At 49.6% G+C, this 15,709-nt stretch carries 15 protein-coding genes; all 15 read right to left on the minus strand.

Translation table 11 applies throughout. The features are described 5' to 3' along the window. Positions 1 to 127 precede the first annotated feature (127 nt). The 15 genes from HMPREF1548_RS21395 to HMPREF1548_RS21460 all read right to left on the minus strand — a co-directional run bounded on the left by HMPREF1548_RS21395 (position 128) and on the right by HMPREF1548_RS21460 (position 15,639). Positions 128 to 685, minus strand: coding sequence for a phosphoribosyltransferase family protein (locus HMPREF1548_RS21395; RefSeq protein ID WP_021638669.1), 558 nt, complete (start codon positions 683 to 685; stop codon positions 128 to 130). A 363-nt stretch (positions 686 to 1,048) separates the two neighbouring features. Next, on the minus strand, positions 1,049 to 1,153 hold the full coding sequence (locus HMPREF1548_RS29650; protein WP_146045394.1) for a DUF3788 family protein: 105 nt from the start codon (positions 1,151 to 1,153) through the stop codon (positions 1,049 to 1,051). Between the two features lie 52 nt (positions 1,154 to 1,205). Then, positions 1,206 to 4,529 carry an ATP-binding domain-containing protein gene (locus HMPREF1548_RS21400; protein ID WP_035323309.1) on the minus strand — a complete coding sequence of 1,108 codons (3,324 nt, stop codon included), beginning with the start codon at positions 4,527 to 4,529 and terminating at the stop codon, positions 1,206 to 1,208. A gap of 309 nt (positions 4,530 to 4,838) precedes the next feature. Next, positions 4,839 to 5,366, minus strand: coding sequence for a putative immunity protein (locus tag HMPREF1548_RS21405; protein ID WP_021638673.1), 528 nt, complete (start codon positions 5,364 to 5,366; stop codon positions 4,839 to 4,841). 117 nt (positions 5,367 to 5,483) lie between these two features. Beyond that, entirely contained in the window at positions 5,484 to 6,005 is a 522-nt protein-coding gene (locus HMPREF1548_RS21410; RefSeq protein ID WP_021638675.1) for a hypothetical protein, read from the minus strand. Beyond that, positions 5,998 to 6,846: a DUF1700 domain-containing protein gene (locus tag HMPREF1548_RS21415; protein WP_021638676.1), complete on the minus strand. Its 849-nt coding sequence runs from the start codon at positions 6,844 to 6,846 to the stop codon at positions 5,998 to 6,000. Before HMPREF1548_RS21415 ends, HMPREF1548_RS21410 begins: the two co-directional genes overlap by 8 nt. Before the next feature lie 91 nt (positions 6,847 to 6,937). Continuing rightward, the gene (locus HMPREF1548_RS21420; protein WP_025489540.1) at positions 6,938 to 7,255 is read right to left on the minus strand and encodes a PadR family transcriptional regulator; all 318 of its coding nucleotides are present in this window, start codon (positions 7,253 to 7,255) and stop codon (positions 6,938 to 6,940) included. A gap of 246 nt (positions 7,256 to 7,501) precedes the next feature. Beyond that, a complete protein-coding gene (locus HMPREF1548_RS21425; protein ID WP_021638679.1) occupies positions 7,502 to 7,846 on the minus strand; it encodes a hypothetical protein in 345 nt (114 codons plus the stop codon). 125 nt (positions 7,847 to 7,971) lie between these two features. Next, the gene (locus HMPREF1548_RS21430) at positions 7,972 to 8,535 is read right to left on the minus strand and encodes a nitroreductase family protein (RefSeq protein WP_276945972.1); all 564 of its coding nucleotides are present in this window, start codon (positions 8,533 to 8,535) and stop codon (positions 7,972 to 7,974) included. A gap of 16 nt (positions 8,536 to 8,551) precedes the next feature. After that, positions 8,552 to 8,725, minus strand: a complete 174-nt coding sequence (locus HMPREF1548_RS30665) for a putative signal transducing protein (RefSeq protein WP_242991503.1) — start codon at positions 8,723 to 8,725, stop codon at positions 8,552 to 8,554. Then, positions 8,667 to 9,689: a metallophosphoesterase family protein gene (locus HMPREF1548_RS21440; protein WP_021638681.1), complete on the minus strand. Its 1,023-nt coding sequence runs from the start codon at positions 9,687 to 9,689 to the stop codon at positions 8,667 to 8,669. Before HMPREF1548_RS21440 ends, HMPREF1548_RS30665 begins: the two co-directional genes overlap by 59 nt. A gap of 353 nt (positions 9,690 to 10,042) precedes the next feature. Next, on the minus strand, positions 10,043 to 11,965 hold the full coding sequence (locus HMPREF1548_RS21445; RefSeq protein WP_035323313.1) for a DUF5696 domain-containing protein: 1,923 nt from the start codon (positions 11,963 to 11,965) through the stop codon (positions 10,043 to 10,045). 63 nt (positions 11,966 to 12,028) lie between these two features. Next, complete coding sequence (locus HMPREF1548_RS21450) at positions 12,029 to 12,907, minus strand: carbohydrate ABC transporter permease (RefSeq protein ID WP_021638684.1); 879 nt, start codon at positions 12,905 to 12,907, stop codon at positions 12,029 to 12,031. 12 nt (positions 12,908 to 12,919) lie between these two features. Beyond that, entirely contained in the window at positions 12,920 to 13,840 is a 921-nt protein-coding gene (locus HMPREF1548_RS21455; protein ID WP_021638685.1) for an ABC transporter permease, read from the minus strand. 104 nt (positions 13,841 to 13,944) lie between these two features. Then, positions 13,945 to 15,639 carry an extracellular solute-binding protein gene (locus HMPREF1548_RS21460; protein WP_021638686.1) on the minus strand — a complete coding sequence of 565 codons (1,695 nt, stop codon included), beginning with the start codon at positions 15,637 to 15,639 and terminating at the stop codon, positions 13,945 to 13,947. Positions 15,640 to 15,709 lie beyond the last annotated feature (70 nt).

A 15,709-nucleotide genomic window follows, 5' to 3' on the forward strand; every position in this document is an offset into this window, starting at 1 on the left:
CCTCAATTTTTCAGTGCCCCATACACCGGTTTGCAAAACCATTACAGGGCACTTTTTATGCGCAGGAAATTATGCAGGCTGTGCAGACCGGACGGCAAATATAAGAAACACCCTCCGATGCACCTTTTTATCTGGATGCTGTCACCGGAAATACCGGGAAGGACTCCAGATAAATGATGTCCTTACGCTTTGCAGCGTCACCCTCCGCCAGAATCGCCGCCTTACCGGCAACGATACCGCCGGCCTTTTCTACCAGGGATTCCATGGCCTTCAGGGATTCGCCTGTACTGATAACATCATCCACGATGAGGATTCTCTTGCCGCGGATCATATTGCTCTCCTCTCTGTCCAGACAGAGAATCTGCTTTTTCTGCGTGGTAATGGAATAAACCTCCGTTACAAACGGATCTATCATATAGGGCTTTACGCTCTTTCTCGCCACAAAATAACGTTTCATTTCAAGAATACGTGCCATTTCCTGAACGAGCGGGATTCCCTTCGCCTCAGCAGTAATCAGGTAATCCACCTCGGGCACTCTTTTCACCAGCTCGGCAGATGCCTTTACCACAAGCTCCGCATCTCCCAGAAGAACAAAGCTTGCAATCTCCATATTGTCCGTGATACGGATACGGGGCAGCCTCCTGATACAGCCGGCGATATTCATTTCATAGTACTTATTCTCCATAATGAACCCTCCATTTATTCAAATTCAGCCTGCCTGGCGCTGTTTTCCTTTTCTGTCTGTGCTTAAATACCACGCAGCGGCTGCTCTGTCTTATATGGTGAAAAAATATTTCACCATACAATGACAAACAAATTATGCACTAATTTTAAATGCTTGTCACTAAAAAATTAATAAATTTTTAAGAATTGTTTATTTACCTATAATAATTTAGTTTTACTGCATTTTTGTTGTTCAATTTTATTTTTTGCATGTTAATTTATTTATTAGCCCTAAAAGTCCTTACGTTAATGTTGCCTAATTTCTGTGAACTACACAGTATAAAACAACAAACAGGCAGGCGCAAATGAACCGCCTGCCATGATATTATTTTCTTCCCATCCGGACATCAATCAGTTTTTTCACATCCTCCAGGATACTGCCGTCTGTTACTTCAATCATCAACCAGCGTCCGCCATTTTGCGGCGGGATTTCCTGGCGGCTTCATTTATTTGTCCAGTTTCATGCTTTGCAGCCAAAGCCCTTACAGCCTGCCGCACAGATAAGCATAGGCATTCATTATTGTCACCTGTTTCTTTCCGCCAATAAAATAGTAATCCAGCTGCTGTTCGTCCTCCGCACACAAATAGGAACCATAGACTGAAATATCGCAACAGATAACCGGTTTATTCGTGGCAACCAGGATGCCGTAGCCATTATCCGACAGAAGCAGCGGCAGTTCGTTTCCGCCATCATGGGATATATATCTTGCAGTGCCGCGCAGCTTGATGCCTGGTTTATCTCCCGCGCCAAGCCCATACAGCGCTTCCCCCTTCGGCCAGTCCAGGAAAAGCCATGCCCGGTTCACAGGGCCGGATCCGCTTTCTATCTGTCTGCTTTCTTTACTCCGTTCCGACAGAAGCAGATTTTTATCCCGGGTCAGATAACGTATCGCTCCCGTTGCTTTATCTACCTGAAGGCAAAGCTCATCGGTTGTCATTTCCACGATATTTCCCATTTCTTTGTATTTCCAGGACTTTTCGATTCTCCTTACCGCGATATTCGGGTTGGTTTCCTCCGCAAGCTGCATGCCTTTGGTAAAGGTGACACGCACAATGGCGCTTCCCACCGGGCTCAGGCGGAGCACGCCATACCGGCTCTGCAGATAAAGCCCGTCCGGCCGCTTGTTCACCCACCTGACTGCCAGATCAATCCTGGAATGTCCGGCAGGCCGCAGTTTTTCAGTAGCTGGCATATCCCCGAAATCAATTCTTCCTGTATTCTTACTGGCAGCAGGCCGGGCCGGAGCCTTGGGAATGCTGTAGGGAGGGCGCAGGCTTCCGTTTGTGCTTCCATTGTTCTGTATGCCTGCGGACGCTTTTCTTCCTGTATCCGGCAGGCTCCTTACTGAAGCATTGCTGATGCTTCCACTTTCCCGTTTTTCCGGAAATGAAGCCGAAGGCCGGGCCGGATTTCGCTGCTGCCCTTCTGCCAATCCCGTATTTGCCTGCTGTTTTTCTTCCAGGCCCGTATTTCTTACAATGGATATCCGCTTTCTGGGGACTGTCCCTGCAGATGCGGGTTTTCTCAGCTTATCTTTCGGCTGCACGCCAGGCGCCTGCCCTGCTTGTTCAGGCAGGTTCCTTCCGCCGTTTTTCCTGGCGGCGTCAGCCGGCAGAGGATCCGCTATCAGGCCTGTCAGATTCCCCTGGTGCAGCACGCACAGCTCATGGAGCGCACGGGTCGCCGCCACATACAGAAGCTTTGCATGTCCGTCATCCACAGGATATTCCTCCCTGGTGGGATCCAGGATGAGCACTGCGTCAAATTCCAGTCCCTTCGTATATTCCACAGGAAGGACCATGATTCCGCTGCTGAATTCAGCCTTCTCCAAATCGCTTTCCACGATGGGGATGTATTTTTCCAATTCTCTGGCCGCAGCAGCAGCCTTTTCCCGGTTCCTGCATACCACTGCAATGGTGTCAAAGCCTTTCGCCTGCCAGTCTTTGCAGACCTTGGCCGCATTTTTCATCAGCAGGGCGGTATCCGTGACTTCGGACACCTTCACCGGATCCCCATGACGGATAATCGGTTCCACCGGATAGCTGGAAAAACGTCCATGATGCAGGATATTCGTTGCGAACTCCGATATTTCCACTGTGTTCCGGTAGCTTTTTTTCAATACGCCGAAGCTGTCCTGGGGATCCGGAAGAAGCAGCTCCTTCAGTTCTTCCCAGTCATTCAGGCCGTAGCCGAAATGGATATTCTGGGACACGTCCCCCATAATAGTATAAGTGCATTCCCTGATACAGTATTTCAGGACACAGTATGCCATCATTCCGAAATCCTGCGCCTCGTCGATTACCACGTGGTGCGCCTCGCTGATTACCTCCGTTTCTTTTATCCTTTTATAGATATAAGCCAGGGCCGCCAGGTCGTATACATCAAATTCCTTTTCCGGGATCTCCACCTCATATCCCTTCGCCGCCTGCTTCGTGAGGAAATCCCGGTATATATCATAAATGGAACGCTTCCACACCCTGGCGCCGTATCTGGAGCGGTACGCGCGGGTTATGGCCTTTCGTTCGCTTTCCGTATATTTCACGCCTTTTCCAAGGAACTCCTCTTTCACCTTATTGAGCAGACGTTCGTTCAGCATGTCGATTTTGCTCTGGACGGATATCGTCGGGTTCTGCCTGATGTAGCGCTCCACCGCGTCCCTGGACATCAGCTCCACCAGGTCTTTGGGATTGGCCGGTTTGCCCTCCGTCTCATCGTATACGCCTGCTTTTCCGTCACGCAGGCCTTCCACAAACTGCCTGGGATTAAGGTAAATGGTTTCTCTCGGTATTACCTCCCATTCCAGTCTCCTGCAATAGTCCGCCAGCTCGCCATACCACTGTGAGGTACCACGGACACAGCCGGTTTTCCCCAGCTTATCCGTTTCCCGGATGCGGTATTTCTTCTCATCCCAGTCTTCGTACAGAAGCCTTACAAAAAGCTGTTCCATCGTCATCTGGCGGATTCCGTATACATCCAGATCCGGCAGCACGCCGGTGATATAATTTAACAGAATCCGGTTGCTTCCCACGATATAGAAGTCATCCGGCCGGAACCGTTCCTGGTAGTTATAGAGGATATAGGAAATCCGGTGCATGGCTACCGTTGTTTTCCCGGAACCGGCCACGCCCTGTACGATCACATTGTGGTGGGGCGTTTTACGGATAATGTCGTTCTGCTCCTTCTGGATGGTCGCTATGATTTCTCCCAGTACCGCCTGCTTGTTCTTTGCCAGGTATTTAGTCAGGAGCTCGTCATTGGTAACCACCTCGGAATCGTAATAATCCAGAAGCTTTCCGTCTTCAATTTCATAGGTACGCTTCATCTTCAGGTCGATTTTTATGCGCTTCAGTGCATTATGCCCGCTGTCCGGCGCCGGATAACTGCACTTTCCCAGCCCGTTTTCATAGTAGGCATTCGCCACCGGCGCCCTCCAGTCCACTACCATCCAGTGGGTGGTATCCTTCGATATCCCGCCGCGGCCGATGTAGAGGGATTCGGTCTTGTTAAGCGCCTCGTCACGAAAAACGATTCTGCCGAAATATGGTTTCTTCATGGCCTTTTCATTTCTTGCCAACGCCCGCTTCATGTGATCATGCAGTGTAATCGTATTATTCAGGATCGTGTAAACCTCTGCATCATTATCGTGGTAATGCTCCAGCATTTCATCGATGTTGGCCTGCATGCGTGCCACTTCCCTGCCGTAGTTTTCCACATTGTCGTGAACCACTGCCAGCGTTCTGGCAAGATACGCTTCCTCTTCCCGCTTTGAAGTTTTCAGGGCCGTACTCTTCACTTCCGGATCCATGTTCCGCTCCTTTCCTGTGCCGTTATCTGTGTCAGAAAAAAATCTGCCATTCTCTGGCAACAGCCCGGACGGTGCCGGACTGTTACCAGCCATAAGAATATTTTACTCAAAACAGGAAATAATACTAGACTTTATTTTTCTCATGTGCTAAAATATATAATAGAGTGTGCCAAGGAACAGATTTTAACACAGTAAAGTATAGAGGATGCTTTTCCAATCGGGAAAACATCCTCTTTTTATGCTTCAGATATTGGAAAAATACTGCCTGCCGTACAAATTCCTTCTGTACCCTAATGCAGGCTGTCTTTTTTAGCAGTACCATTTTATTTTGGCGGGATTCTTTTCATTCTCCACCATACAAGCACGCAGCGCTTCTTCCATCTTTGCGCATTCCTGTGCGGCGATCCGATCGTATACCTCCGGTTTTTCTTCCAGGCCGACGCGGTCGTATGCGATGGCTGCCGCCCCGTAAAAAGCCAGGCCCAGAGAATGGGTGGGCGTGTACACCGCGCCGATGGCCTGTCCGATGGTCCTGGCCGCCGCCTGGGCCGCGGGGTTCTTCTCCGCTTCCTTAGCCGCCTGTACCGTCAGCGCCGCCGCTTTCTTCAGCTCCGGCAGCTTCAGTTCCCCTTTACGGTAACTGCGGTATGCCTCCACTGCCAGCCGCAGACGGTCATCCTCCGGAAAGGCCTTTTCATAAATATTGAGGATATATTTTTCAGCATAGTCCACGCACCAGTCCCCTATCGTCGTTTTGCTCTGCGTTTCGATCAGGCTCATCAGCGACAGGATGTACGGTGAATCGGCTGCTCCTAACATTTTGCGTAATTTTGCCATTGCAATTCTCCTTTTATGGGAATATCAGTCTGCCGGCAGCCGTTTATTTTCTCAATACCCTGTCAGCAGCACCTTTTTTCTTTTTCCCGTAAAAAGATTATACGGTACACAGGCCCGTCAGTCAATCTGAACCAGTTCTCTGGAGGCAGGGTTGACCATGATTCTGATCTCTTCAATTCCGGTCACATGGTAAGAGGCAATTTCCCGGTTCCTGATCCCTTCCAGCAAATCATCCTTACAGGTCATAAAGCTCTTAAATTCATCATTTATATAGTTCCAGTCCACCCTCACGTATTCTCCGGAATCATCATCCATTTCATATGAATTTAAATATGGCTGCACCACATTTGCATTATAGGTAACGAGGAAACGCACCGTGTTCTCTGGAACCGCTTCACTTTCAATCACCTCATTGTTATTGGCATATCTCCCATAGTTCCTGCCAATCGTAAGGGGTTCCTCCGCAGCCGCCTCAAAAGCATAATCCAGGGTAAGGGTTTTCCTGTCCATTTCTCCCGCTTCCTTTTCCCCGGCATAGGTGAAGGTGGAAAATTCCAGGAACGCCATTCCTGTTCCGGCTCCGGCCAGGACAATCCCCAGGCAGAAAATACCAATTAAAATCTTTTGACTGTTACGCATTGCGCACCTCCTCAAGTCTTTCTTCTTCCTGAACCATTCTGTCTTTCTTTTTCTTTAATATAAGGAAGGTGGTGCACAGGAGGGTAAAAGCGCCTGTGCAAAGCACACCGCCGAAGCACGCCAGCGTAACTCCCGCCAGGGGATATCCCTGAACCAGCCACACAAGCAGCATTGCAAACAGAAACAACAGCATCATGCAGCAAAGCCCTCCAAAAAAAGCCGTCATAATCATAATGCAGTTCCAACCCCATCTGACGCACCAGAGGAAGCAATACCACAACGCGGAAAAAATCCGTCCCAGGAAGCTTCCAAAGGAGTGAAGCACTCCTTTCGGACCTCTCTTTTTATATCCGCTCTCACTTACCGCAATCCGTCCGTCTTCTGCCATAAAATCCTCCTTCGTATGCTTCTCATGTCCCTTCAGCCGTTTCCCAAGCCAGATAAAAGGCACTCCTAAAATATGTACCACCCACAGGGCTGCCGCTTTCGTCTTTTTCCAGCAGGTCCTTCCCAGATCCCCCGCCGCTTTTGCAGCCCCTTTGAAAAAATGACTGACCGTACCCCACAGCCGTTTTCCCTCCTGAGTGACCCCGGTCATATCCGGCAGCTTCTTTTCCGTTTTCACAGTCTGATATTCCGGCTTTACATGATAAGCCTCCAGGATCTGGGCCGCCAGCTCCTCCACGCTGCCGAAGTCCCGTATCGCTTCCTCCTCGCTCAGGCCGGTGCTTAACTTCATGTCAATATGCTGGGCATATTCCTCCAGGATATCTTCCTGTTCCCTGTCTTCCAGTATAGTAAGATACTTCTTTAAATCATTTAAAAATTCTGACTTATTCATTTCTAATCCTCCTGTCCTCTGACGAGCAGAGGATTTACCTCCTGCGCATCACCGGTTTGCCTGTGTATCACCATCGGTCCATGGTACTGCATCAATCGGCATGCTCCCTCAAAAAAGTGCATACACGTTCCTGAAACTCGTTCCAATCCTTCTCCAGGCTGTCACGGTACAGTACTCCTGCCGCCGTGAGATGATAATATTTTCTCGGCGGACCCTCTGTGGATTCCCGCAGGTATGTCTCAAAATACCGCTCGTTGGTCATCCGCTTCAGCAGAGGATATATGGTGCCTTCATTTACGTCTATCACCTTGGAGACCTCCTCCACCAGCTCATAGCCGTACATATCCCTCTTCCTCACCGATTCCAGGACCACCAGCTCCAGCACGCCCTTTTTAAATTGTGGATTCATGGGAAATCCTCCTTTGATTACTATATTATGCATACTACTATGCATTGTCAAGTACTAAGAAAAATAAAATACTTAAACTTTTCTTAAAAGTGGATGTCAATGTCTTTCAGCAGCGGATCCGTTCCCAAGTAACAGGAAATCCGGCAGGTACACAACCTGCCCTTCCAAATATAAAAATACCGGCAGGCAACGCAAATTCGCCGCCCGCCGGTATTTAGCATTTGTATCAGCTGCCATACCTCACACTCACCTGTCATCTGTGCGCCGCACAAATTCCAGGAAAGCAAATATTATAGAAATGACTGTAAGTACAGACACGATTAGCTGCGACATATTCGTGGCATACTCCGCCTGCTCCGGTACTGCGCAGCCCAGGATCAGAAAATAAACACACCACAGCAGCCCAAGGATAAGGGTGAGGATCGTCAGGTATTTTACCACTCCTGTAATTTTAGCCAGCAGAAGCTTTGATGCCCTGACCTGCTTTTCCGTATATTCTTTTCTGCCTGCCATGAGCTTAAATCCGCCCAGGAAAAATCCAATGAGCAGCCCCCAGGAGAGCGCCCTGCAGATAACATAATAAATCTCCATTTTTCACCTTCTCCGCCCTAAGCCATTACAGCTGCCTGCTTTTTGTCTATACACTTTTTGTCTGTAAGCCTTTTGCCTGTAAGCTTTCTCCTGACGATACCCGGACGCGCGCCTGACGCATTTGGCTACATATAGGTTACAACGTCCTCCAGCTGCCGTTTGGGCACGACATAGTCCCGGTTTTCATCCAGATAATACCTGATATCCCCGTCCTTTATCTCTTCAATGCGGCTCTTATGGGAGGGGTAACCGAAGGCCACTACCGTATGCAGCTTCTGCTCCTCAGTCAGGCCGAACATTTCTGACAGCCGCGGCTTATTGCAGGCGCCGATAATACAGCTTCCCACGCCCCGGTTCCAGGCGGCAAGAGTCATATTTGCTATGGCCAGCCCTGCGTCCGTATCACAGTCAGGATTGATATTCAGGTTCTCCACCACAGCGATGAACAGCACCGGCTTCTCATCCTCCCCGGGCTGTCCGTCCTCCGGTTTAAGGTAGCCCGCCCATCTGGTGCAGTCAAAAACCTGATTTACCTTATCCGCACTTCTGATTACCACATAGCTTAAAGGCTGTTTATTGGCGGCGCTTGAAGAAAGCCTTGCCGCACGGAGAATCTCCCCTATAATTTCTTCACTGATTTCTTTCTGGTAAAAACGCCTGTAGGTACGTCTTCCTTCCAGCAGTTCCATAAGCTCCATCCTGCAATCACTCCAATCCCATTTCCTGTAATATCTGCGTTACCCTTTCCGCATCCGTCTCCGCCACATAGATCTCTTCCCCGCACATGGAATTGCCTCCGTAAATATTCATAAATCCACTTTCATCGGCATCCTTCTTGTAGGCCGGTATCCCGTTCTGCTTCAGGGTATCCAGAATCATTTCCGCCTGCAGATTGTCCTGGGACGTAAAAATCTTTACCACCTTTACTTCTTCCATCCTTTTGCCTCCTTTTTCCTTCATTTCCCAATTTCAGTTCCGCTATTACTTTTTCCCAATATTTTTCCGGGATATCCGGCCAGCTGCAGCTGCCGGTATCCTGTGTGCAAAGCTCCATCACCCTTGCCAGCACGGTTCCATGGGACAGCTCCCCGCCCCGCAGAATGTTCTCCGTAACCACACACCAATAGGGCGCGTGACGATACAGGCCGGATTCATGAAGCTCCCGGATAACCCTGTCCGTATCATAGGGAAGGCTGACCGGCTCCTCCTCCCAGCCGCCGTTCCTTCCGTGAAGCAGCAGATACTGCGCCTTCCCGCCGCTTCGATATGAAATTCCCGCAGAGCCGGGATTGATGGCAAGCCTGTCCTTCCCTGCAATCCGTGTCCGCACATGTGTATGCCCGAACAGGATGAGCGGTGTCTGCGTCCGTTCCATTATCTGCAGGGTATTCTCATCCTCCGGCAGCATTTTTTCATTTACCCGGAAAGGGGAACCGTGGCAGGCCGTAATTCCGGGGAATCCCTCCAGCAGCAGCTTCCGGGAAGCCGGCATTTGGGAAAAGAAGTCAAAATCACGGGAAGTGAGCGACCTGTATGCATACAGTAAAGCGCCGCTGGTGGAGTTCCCATACTCCCAGCCTGTCTCCCCCCTGTCTCTAAATTGGAACCAGTAGTCCTCCTTATTACCCCGGATGAACATACAGGGATATTTCTGCGCTGTCTCATACAGAAGCCGCATGGTCCTTTCCGGATAGGCAAGCTCACTCACATAATCTCCCAGAAAAAGATACGCATTCGCCTGATTGGAAGCTGCATGGTCCAGGCATCGTTCCAGCGCCACATAGTTGCCGTGTATGTCTGAAATTACGGCAATATGGGGGTCCTTCAGATTTTGTATATCCATTTTTAGTGTTTCCTTACTTTTATGCACAGATATAATGCCGTCTACGCCGACATTATATCATATCCGCTCCGCGGATATGAGCCTCCGGCGGAATTCAGCGCCTGGTTTTCTGCGGCAGGCGCAGAAACCAGTATGCGCAGATATAATGTCGTCTACGCCGACATTATATCATAAATAAACACCAAACGGGATATTTTCTTTGCTGGGTGTTTTCTTTGCGTCAATACCATACAAAACAGCCGCCTACCTGTCTGGCATATCAATTCTGCCAGGGCAAGGTCTGCGGCCATTGTTTTCATAATTTAAAATAAATGCGTAAACCGCTCCATCAGAGCGAAGGCGGCTTCACTGTCTCATTGCGCCGTTGAAATTTCATATTCCCCGGTCTCCAGATCCACGCTCACACACGTTCCGTCTGAAAATACGGTGCGCTGCTTCTTTCCTGTATCATCCAGCAGCTCATGTCTGGTCATCTCACAGAAAGCCAGCTTTTCATGAAGTTCCTGCACCACCTTACAGCGGGCAATCATCTCTTCAATCCCCATGCCTGAGCTGTCCGTAAAGGATCCGTCCGTATTTTCATAAGCGCCGTCCCGGATCAGATAAGGCATGCCCGCGTTCAGAAGCGCATAGCCCATCATATCCTCGCTGCCATCGGGCTTATCCATCATCCATGGCTCCAGCACGCAGTCGTGATATACCAGGTTAAAGAGCGGCACGGGAATCCCTTCCCTGGGTGTTCCCGGAGCCTTCAGCATGAACGCATAAGGCGCATAATGGCAGAATATCAGGCTCTGCATGCTCCAGTCGGAAACCTCTTCCGAGCTGGTAAGAATCCCGCGGGCCAGCAGCCAGTCGAAGCATTTTTTCCTGTATTCATAGCATTCCCGCCTGGTCATCCGGTGCCTGGGATTGTCGCATTCATCCCCTTCATTGCAGGTGAATACATCCAGATAGGTTCCGTCCAGCTTAATTCCATGACGGAACAGATCCTGGAAATTACGTTTTACATAATAAGGCGCCTGGGTGCCGCACAGATAAGTCTGCGGCCCGCCGGCCCACCGCTTATGCGCCGGTATGGTCCCGTCCGGCAGCCTGGTGGCATATTCTTCGTCATAAGTCTTAGCGTCAAAATAATAGTCTCTGTACTGATCATGGATTCCGAATAAAAATCCGCAGCGGTGAACCGTATCCACCAGGCTCTTCATGCCCTCCCAGCCTCCGGCCTCCGCACAGGCATTCCTGTAGTCAGGATGCTGGTTGTCGTAGCCGGGCTGCGCCCAGCCGTCCAGATGCAGAAACAGCTTTTCCACACCCATGCCCTTCAGGCTTTCCATCTGTTTTTCCCTGACGGAAAACAGGGTGACATGGTTGTTTTTCTCCGGATCCTCTTTATCAAAGAAATCCGATTCCGGATTGACGTTGGTCTTGATGCCGCAGTGCATGATGCTGCAGCCTACCAGATCTTTTACGGAAGGGACTCTGGCGGCCTTTTCCGCAAGGGAAACAAACAGCCCGGTATCCTTCACATAGCTTCTGTAAATCTTGCACAGGTCATTATAATCGCAGTCCTGGGCAAATATGTATTCCATGCAGCGCCTGTAATCCATTTTCCCAAGGCTCGGCTCCCACCATGTCCCGATATGGGTATACGGGCCGCCCGCCGGATGCTCCAGCCACGCGCCCGCATTCCAGGGTGTGGCGGCAATCGCGATATAACCTGCCCGATCCTTCACCTGGCCGTACCAGGGCATATAGCCCCCAGCCGTAAGAAATCTTCCGTTAAAGGAAAGAGCGCCTGCCTCATTTTCCCAGGTGTTGGGGATCAGAAGCCCCTGCCCTTCATTTACAAGCGTCTGCCAGGCCTGGGACGGGCTGTCAAATTCCATGCATCCCGGCCATCTCACCTCTTTGACGGAAAGCCCTTTTTCACAAATGGGTATCCATTCAAAATGTACCCGGCCAAACAGCTTCGCCGAACTTCCGGGACAGTCCTCTTCCATCTCCTCCACCCAGACGGAAGTCTCGAAAGCATAAGAATCCTCCGCCCCGTCCAGCTTCCGGTAAGAGGAACGGATTCCCTTTCCCACGCCGCTTTCAAACGTTTCATGTACAATCTCCTGCCAGCGCGAAAAATCAATGACCTCCTCCTGCGTCACAATGACAGGGCGGAAGTTCTCCGCCCATTTCCATTCCGATACGCCTGCCTTAATTTCCACATGCAGCGTATCCTGATTCAAATTCAGTGTGATTCCGGATGCTTCTGTCCGTATCATCCCAGTATTCCTCCCTGTTTTTTCGGCATTCTGCGGGAGTTCCTGCCTCCTCACAGCACACCGTTATTCTTTCACTGCCCCGATCATAACACCGGAAGTAAAGTACTTCTGCAGGAACGGATAAACAAAAAGAATCGGCACGGTAGCCACCATAATCGTAGCATATTTAATACTCTGCGCAATCGCTTCGGCGTCTCCGCCAGCGCCTCCGTTCATCGCCTGTATATCATTTGATATCAATATTTCCCTCAGGATTACCTGCAGAGGATACAGCTCCCTGTCCCTTAAAATCGTGGATGCCCAGAACCATCCGTTCCATATGGATACGCCGTAATAAAGCACCATAACTGCCATAATCGCCTTGGACAGCGGCAGAATAATGCGGAACAGAATGGTCATATGGCCTGCGCCGTCAATTTTGGCCGCCTCCGTCAGACTGTCAGGGATGGATTCAAAGCTTGTTCTCAGAATGATCATATTGTAAGTGCTGATCATAAAAGGAACAATCAGTCCCCATCTGCTGTTGATCATATGCATATCCTTCAGGGTAAGGTAAAAAGGAATCATACCGCCTGAAAAGAACATGGTAAACAGAATCAGCAGCATAAGAGGCTTTTTAAACATCACGCCCTTTCTGGAAAAGAAATAGGCGGCAAGCGCTGTCATGATCAAGTCAAGTATAACACCTACAATAAGGATAAACAATGTATTGGCATAGCCTTTCAGAATCATTGGATTCTGGAACACTTTTAAGTAAGCCTGCATATTAAATCCCATCGGTTTCAACAAAAAACCGGAATGGGCCATCAGCTGTGTACTGTTGCTGAAGGAGGCCATGGCCACATGCCACATAGGGTAAAGGCAGACCAGAACGATAATCGACAGGACAAAATAATTTACTACCTGAAATATTTTCTCTCCGCGAGACATTTTAATCTTCATTTTATTCCCTCCTTACCACAGGCTGCTCTCTGTTGTCCGTTTGGAAATCTGGTTTGTCACAAACAACAGAATACAGTTAATCACAGAGTTAAACAGACCGATTGCCGTAGAATAGCTCCAGTCCTGTTCAATCAGACCTGCCCGGTATACATAGGAGGAAATGATATCTGCGGTTTCATAGGTAGACGGATTGTACAGCAGGATCGTCTTTTCATAGCCCATGCTCATCAGGGAGCCCATTCTCAGAATTAACATGATGATGATGGTCGGCGCGATGCCGGGAAGGGTTACGTGCAGCAGCTGCTTCCATTTGCCCGCTCCGTCGATGGAGGCGGCTTCATACAGCTGGCTGTCCACGCCCGACAATGCGGAAAGATAGATGATGGAGCCCCAGCCCACCTCCTGCCATATGCTGGACACCGTGTAAATGGTACGGAAATAGGCCGGATCCTGCAACAGGGGAACCCTCGTTCCGCCGAACAATGCGATGATATCATTAAAAAGTCCCGTGGTCAGACAGAAATCCTTGATCATACCGCAGGCAACTACCAGTGATATAAAGTGGGGAAGGTAGGTAATCGTCTGGGAGACCTTTTTGAACTTTTTCCCTTTCACCTCATTCAGCAGAAGCGCCAGGATAATAGGCGCAGGGAAACCGAAAATAATACTGTAAATACTCAAAAGCAGGGTATTTCTCAGAAGCCTTCCGAAATAAGGGCTGCTGAAAAACCTGGTAAAGTTTTCCATTCCCACCCATTCGCTTCCGAACACGCCCTTGGCCGGCGTATAGTCCTTAAAAGCAATAATTGCGCCGTACATAGGCTTGTACATAAAAATTGCATAGAAAATAATTACAGGTAAAACCAGCAGATACAACGACCAGTTTCGCTGAAAGTCTTTTTTGATTCTATAACCCAACGAATTCCCCTTCATTTTTTTCAATCCTTTCTGGTGATTTGAAAACAGCCGGGGACTGTTTGCACAACCGCCCCCGGCCGTATATGTTCCGGAATCAACCGGCGTTTTCTTGCTTCAGATTATCTTGCATTGTAGCGTTCCAGAGCCGCATTTTCGATTTCAAGCGCTCTGTCGAGCTTCATGCCGTTCAATGTTTCAATGTAGTTATCCCAGTTGTCGAAGCTTTCCGTACCGAAGATGAACTTTAAGGACATTTCAGCAACATAGGTTCCCAGTTCGTTGGTAATGGTAGCCAGCTCCTTGGATTCATCCTGTGTGGGAGTGATGTTGGGAACGGTGTGCTTTCTTGCATCCGGAACAGCCCATACGCTGGGGCATTCCTTTACGGTAGGAAGCTGCAGGTACTGCTCAAGGTAATTCAGATCCTGAATGAAAGGTCCGTTGTAGTTGGCGCGGATGTATTTTGCCAGGGACTGTGCAAGCGGCCAGCCGTCCGGGTTGTTGGTAACAACGTCCGTATATTCTGCCTTGCCGTCCTTCATTTCATAGGAAACGCCTTCGATACCGAAGTTGAACAGGTTATGGCCTGCTTCGGAATAACCGTAATCCAGGAATTTTGCAGCCAGTTCCACGTTCTTGCAGCTGGAGGTAATTGCAGCGGCAACATCAGGGAACTGATTTTCCACATAGCCATATTCCGGTGTTGCTCCCTTTTCCGTGGTAGGGGTGGGGGTTGCAACCAGGGTGTATTCAGGATTGGTCTGCTGTGCGCTGGTCATGAACAGCTGCATACGGCTTGCTGCCCAGCCTACGGATGCGCCGGCCTTGTCACTTGTCATCTTCGCAGTTACCTGATCACCGTTCAGGGTTGCGATATCCCTGTCGATCAGGCCTTCTTCATACCACTGGTTCAGTGTCATCAGATATTCCTTGTAGCCCTCCTGAGCGGGAGCAAAGGCAACCTTGCCTTCATCGTCCAGAATGAACTGTGTGCCGTTTGCGGTACCAACCTTAAATGCAAATGCAATGGGGTTGGAATCCTTGAAGTTTGTCCAGTCAAAGCAAAGAGGAGCTTCCGCACCTTTTTTCTCTTTGAATGCGGTCAGGACTTCATGCCACTCGTCAACGGTGGTGGGAACCTCCAGGCCAAGCTCATCCAGCCAATCCTGACGGATAAAGCCGCCTACAGTATAGCAGAGCTTATCCTCGCCGCGGATGAAAGGGAATGCAAAGTAATTTCCGTCATCCGTCTTGATCATCTTGTCAACCTCAGGATTTTCTGCCAGATACTTTTTAATGTTCGGGCAGTACTGGTCAAAGATATCGTTCAAAGGAATAATTACGCCGTCCTTGATTGCCTTTTCCGGTCCGCCAGGATACTGCTTCACCCACTGCCATTCCATAATATCAGGAAGGCTTCCGTCTGCAACAATCAGGTTGAACTGTTCTTTTTCCTGTCCGGACGCTGGATGCTGGAATTCTACCGTAACACCGGTCTGCTCCTGCCATGCCTTGCCCAGTTCTGTTTCTCCTAAATTAGTAAAGTTAGCGGATACGTTAGGATTGAGCTGAAGCCAGTAGGTAAGGGTTCCTCCCTCAGCAAGGGGATATGTAACCTCTGCAGGCGCAGCCGCCTCTTCTGCATCCGAACCTCCTGCTGTTGTTTCCGCAGCTTCATTTGCATTAGAGGTTTCTTTCACCTGTGCTCCTGCATCGGTGCTCTCCCCTGCGGAGCTGCCGCAGCCTGCCAGCAGGGATGCCGCCGTCAGTGCCGCTGTCAGTAATGCTACCGGCTTTTTCAGATTTCTTCTCATAAAACTTCCTCCTTCATAATGTTTTTAAGATATTTGCTATCTTAATTTTCGAAAGAACATGGCCTTTATG

The sequence above is a fragment of the Clostridium sp. KLE 1755 genome (assembly GCF_000466465.2).
In the GTDB taxonomy this organism is placed as follows: Bacteria; Bacillota; Clostridia; order Lachnospirales; family Lachnospiraceae; genus Eisenbergiella; species Eisenbergiella porci.

Bases quoted from the DNA above. Each gene is read 5' to 3' on its own strand.
- HMPREF1548_RS21430 (WP_276945972.1), bottom strand. From the start codon at position 8,535: ATGGAACTGCTGGAAGGAAGACGTACCTACAGGCGTTTTTACCAGAAA.
- HMPREF1548_RS21425 (WP_021638679.1), bottom strand. From the start codon at position 7,846: ATGGAGATTTATTATGTTATCTGCAGGGCGCTCTCCTGGGGGCTGCTC.
- HMPREF1548_RS21410 (WP_021638675.1), bottom strand. From the start codon at position 6,005: ATGCGTAACAGTCAAAAGATTTTAATTGGTATTTTCTGCCTGGGGATT.
- HMPREF1548_RS21450 (WP_021638684.1), bottom strand. From the start codon at position 12,907: ATGAAGATTAAAATGTCTCGCGGAGAGAAAATATTTCAGGTAGTAAAT.
- HMPREF1548_RS21395 (WP_021638669.1), bottom strand. From the start codon at position 685: ATGGAGAATAAGTACTATGAAATGAATATCGCCGGCTGTATCAGGAGG.
- HMPREF1548_RS21405 (WP_021638673.1), bottom strand. From the start codon at position 5,366: ATGGCAAAATTACGCAAAATGTTAGGAGCAGCCGATTCACCGTACATC.
- HMPREF1548_RS21455 (WP_021638685.1), bottom strand. From the start codon at position 13,840: ATGAAGGGGAATTCGTTGGGTTATAGAATCAAAAAAGACTTTCAGCGA.
- HMPREF1548_RS21440 (WP_021638681.1), bottom strand. From the start codon at position 9,689: ATGGATATACAAAATCTGAAGGACCCCCATATTGCCGTAATTTCAGAC.
- HMPREF1548_RS21420 (WP_025489540.1), bottom strand. From the start codon at position 7,255: ATGAATCCACAATTTAAAAAGGGCGTGCTGGAGCTGGTGGTCCTGGAA.
- HMPREF1548_RS21460 (WP_021638686.1), bottom strand. From the start codon at position 15,639: ATGAGAAGAAATCTGAAAAAGCCGGTAGCATTACTGACAGCGGCACTG.
- HMPREF1548_RS30665 (WP_242991503.1), bottom strand. From the start codon at position 8,725: ATGATTCTGGATACCCTGAAGCAGAACGGGATACCGGCCTACAAGAAG.
- HMPREF1548_RS21415 (WP_021638676.1), bottom strand. From the start codon at position 6,846: ATGAATAAGTCAGAATTTTTAAATGATTTAAAGAAGTATCTTACTATA.
- HMPREF1548_RS21400 (WP_035323309.1), bottom strand. From the start codon at position 4,529: ATGGATCCGGAAGTGAAGAGTACGGCCCTGAAAACTTCAAAGCGGGAA.
- HMPREF1548_RS21445 (WP_035323313.1), bottom strand. From the start codon at position 11,965: ATGATACGGACAGAAGCATCCGGAATCACACTGAATTTGAATCAGGAT.